The sequence below is a fragment of the Pseudomonas graminis genome (assembly GCF_013201545.1).
Lineage (GTDB): Bacteria > Pseudomonadota > Gammaproteobacteria > Pseudomonadales > Pseudomonadaceae > Aquipseudomonas.
On sequence record NZ_CP053746.1, the window covers coordinates 1,026,604 to 1,039,180 of the forward strand.

At 61.9% G+C, this 12,577-nt stretch carries 13 protein-coding genes; 2 read left to right on the top strand and 11 right to left on the bottom strand.

The features are described 5' to 3' along the window. Window positions 1-28: 28 nt before the first annotated feature. From FX982_RS04650 to FX982_RS04685, 8 genes are all read right to left on the bottom strand, one after another. Window positions 29-1,072, bottom strand: coding sequence for a septal ring lytic transglycosylase RlpA family protein (locus FX982_RS04650; protein WP_172609821.1), 1,044 nt, complete (start codon window positions 1,070-1,072; stop codon window positions 29-31). Continuing rightward, entirely contained in the window at window positions 1,072-2,082 is a 1,011-nt protein-coding gene (gene mltB, locus FX982_RS04655) for a lytic murein transglycosylase B (RefSeq protein ID WP_122536887.1), read from the bottom strand. The genes FX982_RS04650 and mltB overlap by 1 nt, the downstream gene beginning before the upstream one ends. A 17-nt stretch (window positions 2,083-2,099) precedes the next feature. Continuing rightward, complete coding sequence (gene rodA / locus FX982_RS04660) at window positions 2,100-3,203, bottom strand: rod shape-determining protein RodA (RefSeq protein WP_163022102.1); 1,104 nt, start codon at window positions 3,201-3,203, stop codon at window positions 2,100-2,102. A 31-nt stretch (window positions 3,204-3,234) separates the two neighbouring features. Continuing rightward, window positions 3,235-5,133, bottom strand: coding sequence for a penicillin-binding protein 2 (mrdA, locus tag FX982_RS04665; protein WP_122536885.1), 1,899 nt, complete (start codon window positions 5,131-5,133; stop codon window positions 3,235-3,237). A 31-nt stretch (window positions 5,134-5,164) separates the two neighbouring features. Further along, complete coding sequence (gene rlmH, locus FX982_RS04670; RefSeq protein ID WP_065988377.1) at window positions 5,165-5,632, bottom strand: 23S rRNA (pseudouridine(1915)-N(3))-methyltransferase RlmH; 468 nt, start codon at window positions 5,630-5,632, stop codon at window positions 5,165-5,167. 9 nt (window positions 5,633-5,641) lie between these two features. Further along, on the bottom strand, window positions 5,642-6,061 hold the full coding sequence (rsfS, locus tag FX982_RS04675) for a ribosome silencing factor (protein WP_065988378.1): 420 nt from the start codon (window positions 6,059-6,061) through the stop codon (window positions 5,642-5,644). Window positions 6,062-6,127: 66 nt separating this feature from the next. Then, on the bottom strand, window positions 6,128-6,772 hold the full coding sequence (nadD, locus tag FX982_RS04680) for a nicotinate-nucleotide adenylyltransferase (protein WP_172612982.1): 645 nt from the start codon (window positions 6,770-6,772) through the stop codon (window positions 6,128-6,130). An 82-nt stretch (window positions 6,773-6,854) separates the two neighbouring features. Continuing rightward, the gene (locus FX982_RS04685) at window positions 6,855-8,129 is read right to left on the bottom strand and encodes a glutamate-5-semialdehyde dehydrogenase (protein ID WP_172609822.1); all 1,275 of its coding nucleotides are present in this window, start codon (window positions 8,127-8,129) and stop codon (window positions 6,855-6,857) included. A 549-nt stretch (window positions 8,130-8,678) separates the two neighbouring features. Between FX982_RS04685 and FX982_RS04690 the strand changes: the two genes are divergently transcribed. Together FX982_RS04690 and FX982_RS04695 are read left to right on the top strand one after the other, a co-directional pair. Then, a complete protein-coding gene (locus FX982_RS04690; protein ID WP_172612983.1) occupies window positions 8,679-9,362 on the top strand; it encodes a DNA-3-methyladenine glycosylase in 684 nt (227 codons plus the stop codon). 4 nt (window positions 9,363-9,366) lie between these two features. Then, the gene (locus tag FX982_RS04695) at window positions 9,367-10,683 is read left to right on the top strand and encodes a bifunctional DedA family/phosphatase PAP2 family protein (RefSeq protein ID WP_172609823.1); all 1,317 of its coding nucleotides are present in this window, start codon (window positions 9,367-9,369) and stop codon (window positions 10,681-10,683) included. Window positions 10,684-10,747: 64 nt separating this feature from the next. Here the strand turns inward: FX982_RS04695 and FX982_RS04700 are convergent, their stop codons facing one another. The 3 genes from FX982_RS04700 to FX982_RS04710 are packed head-to-tail and all read right to left on the bottom strand — an operon-like array spanning window position 10,748 to window position 12,424. Beyond that, window positions 10,748-11,338, bottom strand: coding sequence for an LON peptidase substrate-binding domain-containing protein (locus tag FX982_RS04700; protein ID WP_122536881.1), 591 nt, complete (start codon window positions 11,336-11,338; stop codon window positions 10,748-10,750). A 10-nt stretch (window positions 11,339-11,348) separates the two neighbouring features. After that, window positions 11,349-12,059, bottom strand: a complete 711-nt coding sequence (locus FX982_RS04705; RefSeq protein ID WP_172612984.1) for an LrgB family protein — start codon at window positions 12,057-12,059, stop codon at window positions 11,349-11,351. A gap of 2 nt (window positions 12,060-12,061) precedes the next feature. Continuing rightward, entirely contained in the window at window positions 12,062-12,424 is a 363-nt protein-coding gene (locus FX982_RS04710; RefSeq protein ID WP_108121576.1) for a CidA/LrgA family protein, read from the bottom strand. Window positions 12,425-12,577: the final 153 nt, after the last annotated feature.

Below are 12,577 nucleotides of genomic sequence, written 5' to 3' on the forward strand. Positions count from 1 at the left end.
GCCGGGGCGGGCATCGCTGATAAAGGCACTACTGGTCCGACGTAACGACGCTTGGCGAGCCGAGATTGGCCGACCTTACGCTGTTTTGCAGTTGCTGGGCTTCACCCGGCGTGTCGACCGGTCCCATCCGCACGCGATAAAGCGTCTGTTGATTGCGTGCGATCGAACTCACGAACACCGGCGCTCGGACCATCCCGCTCAATTTCGATCTCAGGAGTTCCGCAGCGTCCGGGTTGGCGAAGGCTCCCACTTGGAGAAACAGCCCAGATGCTTGTCCTGAAGCGTTTTTTTTTGCGTCGATCGGTACGGGCGTGACCGGAGCGGCGTGCTGCTGCGGGGGCGGTGTCCATTGCTCGATCGTACCCGCCGATGCGGTAATCACCGGCGCCGCTGGCTGCCGAGGCGGTGGATTGCTGCTCGCCACTTGCGGCTGATCCAGCATCAGCGGCGCCGGTTTGCCGCGCTGAGCCCAGTACTGAGAAGGATCGATACCTTCGACTTTTACACGCGCCGTGCCGGTTTCGGCATAACCGAGTTTCTTCGCCGCCGCGTAGGACAAGTCGATGATGCGGTCGGAATAGAACGGGCCGCGATCGTTGACCCGCAGGATCACCGTGCGGTTGTTGTCCAGATTGGTGACGCGAACGTAGCTGGGCAGCGGCAGCGTCTTGTGCGCCGCGCTCATGCCGTACAGGTCATAGACCTCGCCGTTGGCGGTGTTCTGGCCGTGGAATTTGGTGCCATACCAGGACGCCGTTCCCGTCTGGGAATAGGTCTTGGAATCGCTGAGCGGGAAATAGGTCTTGCCCAGCACGGTGTACGGGTTGGCTTTGTAGGGGCCGGTGTGCAAGGTCGGAATGGCGTCGGGGATGCGCGAAACGTCAACGTCCCACCAGGGCGCGCCGTCTTTGTGCGCCCTATTGATGTCCAACCCCGGCTGCGCGCGGATCACGTTGCCCTGCTGCCGCTGCGTCGAGGTCGTCGGGCGGCTGGTGGAGCAACTGACGATCAGCAAAGTCAGCGCCGTGAAGGCCATCAGTTTCAATGGTTGTTGCATCGGCAGTGACCGCATTACTTGACGTCCCGGGCTTGAACAAGCATTTCAGACAGCTGATGCACGGCCATGGCGTACATCACGCTGCGGTTGTATCGCGTGATTGCGTAAAAATTCTTCAAACCCATCCAGTATTCAGGGCCTTTGTCCCCATCGAGGCGAAACGCCGTGACCGGCATGTCGTCGCGCAGCGCATCATGACTCGCCCAGCCCAACGCTCGCAACTCCCCAACGTTTTTCACCGGATCAATGCCAGGGCTCAAGCCCTCGTCAACACGGTCACCACGCACGTCCGCGCGGCTCACAACCGGCTGGCCGGCCACCCAGCCGTGACGCTGGAAATAGCTGGCCACGCTGCCGATCGCATCATCCGGGTCATTCCAGATGTTGATGTGGCCGTCGCCGTCGAAATCCACGGCGTAGGCGCGAAAGCTGCTCGGCATGAACTGGGGCAGCCCCATGGCCCCGGCGTATGAGCCTTTGAGCGTCAGTGGGTCGACCTGCTGATCGCGGGACAGCAGCAAGAACTCACGCAGCTCCTTGCGGAAGAAATCAGCCCGCGGAGGATAGTCGAACGCCAGCGTCGACAACGCGTCCATCACCCGATAATTACCGGTATTGCGGCCGAAAAACGTCTCTACCCCGATAATCGAAACGATCACCTGGGCCGGCACACCGTACTCTTGCTCGGCGCGCGCCAGGGCGGCCTCGTGCTGACGCCAGAAGTCGACGCCCCGGGCAACGCGCGCGTCGGTGAGGAACATCGGTCGATAATCCTTCCACGGTTTGACGCGCTCGGCGGGCCTCGAAATGGCATCGAGAATCGCCTGCTTACGCTGCACATCGCGGAACACATCAATCAGTTGCTCGCCCGCGAAACCATAATCGCGGGTCATTTCGCTGACGAACTGGGCGACTTGAGGAGAGCCGTCATAGTCACCGGCAAGTGATTCCTGCACTGAGCCGAAGATGCCCATCAGACCGACCAGCGGCGCATATCGAGCAGCCCAGCCACGCACTACTTGCATTGAGTTCTTCACCTTAATCAAACCTGAGCGATCCATTTGCGATGCGTGTGGATCGACATCAAAACACCAAACGCTGACAGCAGCGTCACCAGCGAAGTTCCGCCGTAGCTAATGAAGGGCAACGGCACGCCTACGACCGGCAGCAGACCGCTGACCATACCGATATTGACGAAAACGTAAACAAAAAAGGTCATGGTCAGGCTGCCCGCGAGCAGCTTGCCGTAGAGCGTCTGCGCCTGAGCGGTGATCACCAGCCCGCGGCCAATCAGTAACAGGTAGATCAGCAGCAGCGCGCAGATTCCCACGAGCCCGAATTCTTCGCCGAGCACCGCAATGATGAAGTCGGTGTGGCTTTCCGGGAGGAAGTCCAGGTGCGACTGCGTGCCCATCAGCCAGCCTTTGCCGAACACGCCGCCCGAACCGATCGCCGCCTTGGACTGAATGATGTTCCAGCCGGTGCCAAGCGGATCGCTCTCCGGGTCGAGGAAGGTCAGGATTCGCTGCTTCTGGTAGTCGTGCATGAAGAAGAACCACATGCCGACGGCCACCGGGACCGCTGCCGCCACCACGCTGATGATCCAGCGCCAGCGCAGGCCGGCCATGAACAGTACGAAGGTGCCGGACGCCAGAATCAGCAGCGAGGTGCCGAGGTCCGGCTGACGCACGATCAGAATGAACGGCAGACCAATCAGCCCGAGGCTCACCGCCACATGCTTGAGGTGCGGCGGCAGCGTGCGCTTGGACAGGTACCAGGCGATGGTCGCCGGCATGATGATCTTCATGAATTCCGAGGGCTGAAAGCGGATGACCCCGGGAATGTTGATCCAGCGCGTGGCGCCCATGGCGTTGTGGCCCATGACGTCCACCGCCACCAGCAGCAAAACACCGATCACGTAGGCGGCGGGCACCCAGCGGGCCATGAATCGGGGTTCAAGCTGCGCGATGACGAACATTGACACCAGGCCGATGCCGAAGGAGGTCGCTTGCTTGATCAGCAGGTCCCAGCTCTTGCCGCTGGCCGAATACAACACGAACAGGCTGCCCGCCGCCAGTGTCAGCAGCAGGATCAGCAGTGGGCCGTCGACGTGGATTTTCTGCAGGAACGTGGCGCGACGGCGCATCACATCTTCGCTGGAAAGGATGCGGTCGAAATTACTCTTCACGGGCCGCGGTCTCCGGAGGCTGTGCATTGCTGGCGTATTCGGGTTTCAGATGGCCCTGGGGATCGAGCAGCCAGGCGTCCATGACCTGTCGCACCACCGGCGCGGCAACACCCGACCCGGACTCGCCGTTTTCAATCATCACCGCAACGACGATCTTCGGGCTGTCGGCCGGCGCAAAGCCCACGAACAAGGCGTGGTCGCGGTGGCGCTCCTGGACTTTCGAGCGGTCGTATTTCTCGCCCTGCCGAATGGCGACGACCTGGGCTGTACCGCTCTTGCCGGCGATGCGGTACTGCGCACCAATCGCGGCCTTGCGCGCGGTGCCGCGGGCGCCGTGCATGACTTGCTGCATGCCGTGGTTGACCTTGCCCCAGTCAGAGGGGTCGCGCAGGACAATGTCCGGCATCGGGTTTTCGTCCACCGGCTTCTGCCCTTCGACGGTCTTGGCCAGGTGCGGACGGTTCCATTTGCCTTTGTTCGCCACCAGCGCCGTAGCCTGGGCCAACTGCAGCGGGGTGGCCTGCATGTAGCCCTGACCGATCCCCAGAATCAGTGTTTCGCCCGGGAACCACGCCTGCCGCCGGGTGACGCGCTTCCAGTCACGGGACGGCATCAGACCGGGAGATTCTTCGAACATGTCCAGCGAGACTTTCTGGCCGATGCCGAACTTGTTCAAGTACGCCGACAGCCGATCGATCCCGACCTTGTGGGCCAGATCGTAAAAGTAGGTGTCGTTGGAGCGCATGATGGCGGTGTCCAGATCCACCCAGCCGTCGCCGGTGCGGTTCCAGTTACGGTACTTGTGATCGTAGTTCGGCAGCATGTAATAGCCGGGGTCGAACACCCGAGTACTCGCCGTAATCACGCCAGTGTCGAGACCGGCAATCGCCACGGCGGGCTTGATGGTCGAACCCGGTGGATACAAGCCCCGCAGGATGCGGTTGAACAGCGGGCGGTCCACCGAATCGCGCAGCTCGGAGTAGGCCTTGAAGCTGATGCCGGTGACAAACAGGTTCGGATCGAAGCTCGGTTGGCTGACCATCGCCAGCACCTCGCCGGTGCTTGGGTCCAGCGCCACCACCGCGCCGCGACGCCCGGCCAGCGCAGCTTCGGCGGCTTCCTGCAGCTGGATGTCGAGGCTCAGGACGATGTCCTTGCCGGGCACCGGATCGGTCCGTTTGAGCACGCGCAAGACGCGGCCGCGGGCGTTGGTTTCGACTTCTTCGTAGCCGACCTGACCGTGCAGCTCGGGCTCGTAGAAACGCTCGATGCCGGTTTTGCCCATGTGATGGGTGCCGCTGTAATTCACCGGATCGAGGCTTTTCAGCTCTTTCTCGTTGATCCGGCCCATGTAACCCACCGAGTGCGCGAAGTGCTCACCCTGGGGATAGTGGCGAACCAGCTGCGCCACCACTTCAACACCCGGCAGGCGGAACTGGTTAACGGCGATGCGGGCGATTTGCTCTTCGGTCAGCTCGAACAGGATGGGCACCGGCTCGAACGGCCGACGGCCCTGCTTCATGCGCTTTTCAAAGATGATCCGGTCGTCAGGCGTCAACTCAAGTACCTGGACGATGGTGTCCAGCACTTGCGTCCACTCGCCGGAACGTTCGCGGGTCATGCTCAGGCTGAAGCTTGGCCGGTTGTCAGCGATGACCACGCCGTTGCGGTCGTAGATCAATCCGCGACTCGGCGGGATCGGCTGCACGTGAACGCGATTGTTCTCGGACAGCGTCGAGTGGTACTCGTACTGGATGACCTGCAGGAAATACAGCCGCGCGATCAGCACGCAGATCAGCACGACCACCGCGACTGCACCGACCACGACTCGGCTGCGCACCAGGCGTGCGTCCTTTTCGTGGTCTTTCAGGCGAATCGGCTGAGACATTTAGGGCAGGTTCACAGTGAAGGCAGCGGCGCTACTTGTGATAAGGGTGACCGGACAGCACGGTCCAGGCACGATAAATCTGCTCACCGATGAGGATGCGCACCAACGGGTGCGGCAACGTCAGCGGCGACAACGACCAACGCTGCTCGGCCCGGGCACAGACTTCCGGCGCCAGCCCTTCCGGACCGCCGACCATCAGGTTGACCGTGCGCGAATCCAGACGCCAGCGATCGAGCTCGCCCGCCAGTTGCTCGGTGCTCCATGGCTTGCCATGCACTTCAAGCGTGACGATCCGCTCCCCCGGCTGCACTTTCGCCAGCATGGCCTCGCCTTCCTGACGGATGAGGCGTGCCACGTCGGCGTTCTTGCCACGGGTGTTGAGCGGAATTTCCACCAGGTCCAGCGCCAGTTCGGATGGCAGACGCTTGGCATATTCATGCCAACCCTCTTCCACCCACTTGGGCATGCGGGAACCGACGGCGATCAGACGCAAACGCACGACGAAGCCTTAGGCCTGGTCTTTGTTCAGCTTGTCGAAATGCTCGTGAGCGTTTTCCGGGCTGTGGTGTGCAGCGCTGGCCGAACGGCTCTGCTCGGCACCGGCCCACAGACGCTCGAGGTCGTAAAACTGGCGAGCGGAGGCGGTCATCATGTGAACGATGGCGATGTCCAGGTCCAGCAGCACCCAGTCGCTGTCGCCCTTGCCTTCTTCGCCCAGCGGCTTGAGGCCCTGCTTTTTGACTTCTTCGCGGACCTTGTCGAGCATCGCGTTGATCTGGCGGTTGGAGGTACCGGTCGCGATGACCATGTAGTCAGTGATGCTTTGCTTGTCACGAACGTCCAGCACCTGAATATCCTGGGCTTTGACGTCTTCCAGGGCAGCCCTGATGACTTCGATGATTGGGTTTACAGCGCGTTTGTCAGTCATAAAAAACTCTTTCAACTCGTATGTTTGGGCGTCTCTTCGCGCACTTGGCTGCGTAGCAACACACCTTCAGTTCGACGCACGGTACAGCCCGTGCGTATCGATATAGGCCAGTACCGCGTCTGGCACCAGAAAACGTACCGACTTACCGCTGGCCAGCAGTTGACGGATCTGGGTGGCAGACACCGAAAGCGGCGTCTGCCAGACGAACGTAATCTTTCCGCCGGGCCCTTTGAGGGCCTTCGGATCACTGACGGCACGTCCCGCGAGCAGATTGCGCATCGCATCCGGGGATTCGCTGTCGGCGTCCGGGCGTTGCAGCACCACGATATGGCAGTGCTCCAGCAACTCTTCCCACCGATGCCAGGAAGGCAGCCCGCAAAAGGCGTCCCAACCCAGCAATAAAAATAGCTGGTCATCGGCCGCCAGTTCCGCGCGCATCGATTCCAGCGTGTCGATCGTGTACGACGGCTTGTCGCGCAACAGCTCGCGATCATCCACCGTCAATGGCGGCACGCCGGCGACCGCGCACTGGACCATCGCCAGACGGTCCTGCGCCGAAACGCTCGGCGTGTCGCGATGAGGCGGTCGGGCGCTGGGCGTCAGACGCAACTCATCGAGTTTCAGCTGCTCGGCGACTTCCAGTGCGCCACGCAAATGGCCAATGTGCACCGGGTCGAACGTGCCGCCGAGTATGCCAATGCGCCTGGCCACCCGCGCAGTGCTCAACGGAACTGCGACTGGATCGGCCACTGCCTGCGCGCCGCTGCCTGAAGGCTGACCGATGTCGGCCAAGTCAGACCGGCCCCTGCCCGCGTAACTGTGTGCCATCGCCGACGACGATGTATTTCTCGCAGGTCAGGCCTTCAAGCCCCACGGGACCACGCGCGTGAATCTTGTCGGTGGAAATGCCGATTTCCGCGCCCAGGCCATATTCGAAACCGTCGGCAAAGCTGGTGGGCGCGTTGACCATCACCGAACTCGAGTCGACTTCAGCCATGAAGCGGCGAGTCTGGGCTTGCGAGTCGGAGATGATGGCGTCGCTGTGATGCGAGCCGTAGTGATTGATGTATTCGATGGCCTGATCCAGACCGGTCACGATGCGGATCGAGAGGATCGGCGCAAGGTACTCGGTGTGCCAGTCTTCTTCAGTAGCCGGCAAAACGTCGATCAGGTCGCGGGTGCGCTCGCAACCGCGCAGCTCGACGCCTTTTTCGCGGAACTGGGCGGCCATGGGCGGCAGGAAATCTGCGGCGATGGTTTGATCGACCAGCAGGGTTTCCATCGCGCCGCAGATGCCATACCGGTAGGTCTTGGCGTTGAAGCTGATGCGTTGGGCGGCGGCCAGGTCGGCGTGGGCGCTGACGTAGACGTGGCAGATGCCATCCAGGTGTTTGATGACCGGGACTTTGGCGTCGCGGCTGACGCGTTCGATCAGGCCTTTGCCGCCACGGGGAACGATGACGTCCACGTACTCGGGCATGGTGATCAGCGCACCCACGGCGGCGCGGTCGGTGGTTTCGACGACTTGTACGACGGCGGCAGGCAAGCCGGCTTCGTCGAGGCCGCGCTGGATGCAGGCGGCGATGGCGCGGTTGGAATTAATTGCTTCGGAGCCGCCACGGAGGATGGTGGCGTTACCGGATTTGAGGCAGAGGCTGGCGGCGTCGATAGTCACGTTGGGGCGTGATTCGTAGATGATGCCGACGACGCCGAGGGGCACGCGCATTTTGCCGACCTGGATGCCGGACGGCTGGAAGTTCATGTCGCGCAGGGTGCCGATGGGGTCTGGCAGGCTGGCGACCTGTCGCAGGCCGGCGATCATGCTGTCGATGCGGGCCGGGGTCAGGGAGAGGCGTTCGAGCAGAGCGGGTTCGAGTCCATTGGCGCGGCCGGCGGCGAGGTCTTGTTCGTTGGCGACGGTCAGCTCGGCACGGGAAGCGTCCAGCGCGGCAGCGGTGGCTGCAAGGGCGCGGTTCTTCTGTGCGGTGCTGGCACGGCCGATCACGCGGGAGGCTTCGCGGGCGGCGCGACCCAGGCGGGTCATGTAGTCAAGAACGGACTCAGTCATGGTCTCGGATGGCTTGGCAAATGGAAAGCGGCGGATTATAGCTGTCGGGCGTGCTGAACGACAGCGGCGACGGGCGGATGGTCGGAATAAGGGGATTTTGTTGTTCTCAAGGCGGAGCGGCGGTACTGCAATCGGGGGGTATATCCATTATCTCCAGCGGCACGAATTATGGTTCCGCCCTTACGGCGGGTCACTTTTGGCAAGAGCGCCCCAAAAGTAACCAAAAACGCTTTGCTCCTGGTTTGGCCCTTCCTTCGTCAGGGTTCCTTCACTCCGGTCTCGCTCCGTGGGCCCGCGCCGAACGGACATCCATGTCCTGACGGCGCTCTCGCCGCATCCATGCGGCTCGGCCCACTCCGCGAAACCTGCGTTCAGCCTGCACCCAAGTCGCGATTGGCGGCGTCTGGAAATTTTGCGTACGAAGATCAAGATCAAAAGCGCGTTTAGGCAGATCAAGAGCTTCCCGGCTTCGCGCCCACCCTCAGCCATTCAGCTCCAATTAAGGCCGATGTTGATATGATCGCGGTCCATTCTCTGACTGCCTTTTTTATGCCTGACCAATCACCACGCGCTCTGCCGGACAGTTTTTTTAATCGCGATGCACAAACCCTCGCCCGGGATTTGCTCGGCAAGGTGATCCGTCACAAGGTCGGCGATTTGTGGTTGTCGGCGCGGATTATTGAGACGGAGGCGTATTACGTGGCTGAAAAGGGCAGTCATTCGTCCCTCGGTTATACGGAAAAACGTAAGGCTTTGTTTCTGGCAGGCGGGCACATTTATATGTATTACGCCCGCGGCGGTGATTCGCTGAACTTCAGTGCGGAGGGCCCGGGCAATGCCGTGTTGATTAAATCGGCTTACCCCTGGGTCGATGCGGTGTCCGATGAGAACGCCCTCGCCCGCATGCTGCTCAACAATCCAGACGCCAGCGGCAACGTGCGCACGCCCGAGCGGCTGTGTGCCGGGCAGACGTTGCTGTGCAAAGCGCTGGGCCTGAAAGTGCCGATGTGGGACGCCAAACGCTTCAATGAAGAACAGCTTTTTGTCGAGGACGTGAGCCAGCGACCGCCGCGGATTATTCAAACGACGCGCCTCGGTATTCCCGCCGGACGCGACGAGCACCTGATGTACCGGTTCGTTGACGCCGCCTATGCCCGCTTCTGCACACGGAACCCGGTCAGACGCGGGCAAGTCGAAGGACGCGACTATATTTTCATCGAGCAAGGAAACTGAACCCATGGGCGCGTGGCTCGACAGCATCACCTCCTGGCTAAGCGCCAATCCCTCCTGGCTCGACGCGGCGATTTTCATCGTCGCGTTCATCGAGTGCCTGGCGATTGCCGGCATCGTCGTCCCCGGCACCGTTGTGCTGTTCGCGATCGCTGCCCTGGCCGGCAGCGGCATACTCCCGCTGAGTGAGGCGCTGCTGCTGGGGTTCTTCGGCGGGATACTGGGCGACCTGGTGTCGTACTTTCTGGGTCGACGGTTTCATCAGAGGATTCGTCAACTGCCCGGGCTGCGCAATCACCCGGAATGGATCGGCAGTGCCGAGACCTACTTCCAGCGCTACGGCATCGCCAGCCTGTTGGTCGGCCGATTTATCGGACCGCTGCGCCCGATGCTGCCAATGGTGGCCGGGATGTGCGACATGCCGTTCGTGCGCTTTGCGGGCGTCAGCCTGATCGCCGCCGCCGGTTGGTCCGTGGCCTACATTCTGCCGGGTTGGGCGACCGGTGCTGCCATCCGTCTGCCGCTGCCGGAAAACTTCTGGCCCCAGGCTGCCGTAGTGGGCGGCGGGCTGGCGATCCTACTGGGCATCAGCGTGCAGAGCAGCCTGCGGCAAAAGTCCTACGCGACCAAAGTTATCGCCCTGACGTGCTTCGTGCTGCTGGCAAGTGTGTTTCTGGGTTGGCCGTATCTGGCCGATTTCGATCAGGGCATCATGACCGTGGTCCAGGCCAGCCGAAGCGCTCCAGCGGAAAACTTCGTGGTCATGGTGACGGGCCTGGGGGATTTCCGGACTCAGTTCTGCGCGGCCGCCCTGCTGACCATCCTGCTGGTGGCCACGCGGCAATGGCGCCATGCGATCTTCGTGGTCGGGACAGCCCTTGGCGCTGCATTGATCAACCAGAGCATGAAATACACCTTCGCCCGCGCAAGGCCTGAGGTGCTGGCCGAGCCGCTGGCGACCTATAGCATGCCGAGCGGACACGCATCGGCCTCGTTTGCGCTGTTCATGGCCCTGGCGGTGCTCGCGGGTCGGGGTCAACCAGTACGGCTGCGGCTGACATGGCTGCTGCTGGGCGGAATTCCGGCGCTGGCGATCGCCATGTCACGGGTCTATCTGGGCGTGCATTGGCCAACGGATGTCACGGCGGGGATGCTGTTGGCGTTTTTCACCTGTGCGGCGAGCCTTGCTTTCGTGCAGAACAAAAAGCCGCTGGAGGCCCTGCCGATCAAGGTGTGGTGGCTGGTGCTGCCGGCGATGGTGGCGCTGTTCGGCGGGTTCGGGCTGCACTCGTTCCCGCACGGTTTGATCCGCTATCAGTACTGAAACAGCTTAGGCGCGACCCGACGGGTTAACGATCCGGGCCGCGCTAACGCGAGCAAAAACGCAATCAGGCCTGCATGTCGCCCTGCATCTCGTCGAGCAGGTCCTGAATCGCGTCGAGCCGTTGTTCAGCGTCTTCGATCTCCAGCAACTCGATCTTGTCTTCTTCAGTGAAAGGCAACAGGTAGGCGAGTTGATTGGCCAGCGAATGCTGACCGCTGGCGGTGAGCCCCATGTTCAGCGCGGCCACCATCGGGTGCTCGGCCAACGCGGCGAGTAACGCGACCAGGTCGTCGTCCTCCTCCTGCAGCGGCTGTTCCTGAGGATCGTCGAGCCACTCGACATCGCCGACCAGCAGGTTATCGCGCTGGGTGCTAAAGTCCTTCACCCGAAAACGTCGGGCACCCACCACGCGAATGCCGAGCAGGCCGTTGTCCTGCTTCTGGAAATCGGTGACCCGCGCTTCGCAGCCGATCATCGAAAAACCATCCGGCACGTCGCCCGTCTCACTGCCTTCAGTGATGCAGACCACGCCAAAACCTTCGCCCTGCTTCATGCAGCGGCCAATCATGTCGAGGTAACGCGCCTCGAAAATCTGCAGATCAAGCACGCAGCCCGGGAACAGCACGGCGTTCAGTGGAAACAGCGGCAACGACATAAACCCATCCTCAAGCAACCAGAGACACCGCCAACGGCAGGAACAAGGCCGTGGCGACACCCATCAAACTCATCGCCAGCGCCGCGAAGGCACCGCATTCCTCACTTTCCTGCAGGGCCGCCGACGTACCCACCGCGTGGGCCGTCAACCCCAGGGCCATGCCCCTGGCTTCCGGGCTATTAACCCCCGCCAGAGTCAGCAGACCGGGGCCGAATATGCCGCCGATCACCCCGGTTATCAACACAAACACCGCAGCCAGCGCCGCCACACCACCAATTTGCTCGGCCACCAGCATGGCGATCGGCGAAGTCACGGACTTGGGCGCCATGGTCATCAGAATCATGTGATCGGCGCCGAGCACCCAACCCAGCCCGACGCACAGCCCGGTCGCCAGCACGCCACCCACCACCAGCGTAGTCAATACCGGCCAGAACAGCTGTCGGATACGCCGCAGATTCAGATAAAGCGGCACGGCCAGCGCGACCGTCGCCGGGCCCAACAGAATGCTGAGGATCTCGGTGCTTTTGCGGTACTCCACGTAGGACAGCCCGCAGCCCACCAGCACGCCAATGACCACCAGCATCGAGATGAGGACCGGTTGCAAAAACACCCAGCGGGTTTTCTCGTAGCCGGCCAGCACCAGTTGATAGGCGCCGAGCGTGATGGCGATACCGAACAAGGGGTGATGAATCACCGACAGCCAGGCGCCATGCCAGTCCAGACTCATGATGGCTCCCGGCGACTGGCCTGACGGTCGATGAGTTTCTGCATCAGCCAGCCGGCGAAGGTCAGCGAGACCATCAGTGAAATCACCAGCGAGCCGACGATCGCCCAGAAGTCCTCGGCGATCTGGTCGGCGTACACCATCACACCCACGGCGGGCGGCACCAGCAGCAGCGGCAGGTATCGCAGCAGACTACTGGCGGCCAGGCTGATGGGTTCGCTGACTTCGCCCCGGGTCATCAGGTAAATCATCAGCAGCACCAGCCCGATGATCGGGCCGGGCAGGATCGAAAGAAACAGGTGGTTGAGCGCGGTTCCGATCAGTTGGAACAGCACAAGCCAGGTCAGGCCTCTTAGCAACATAGAAAACTCCAGCAGATTCGCGGCGACATTATAGGCACGCCACCCGCGCTGCCTATGGGGTGGTATTCGCCAGTTGAGGGCACGTTGACCCGCGCAGTGGGGCGTGCTGATCTTCAATGCCAAGCAATAACAGCGCCGACGCCACCTCGTCGA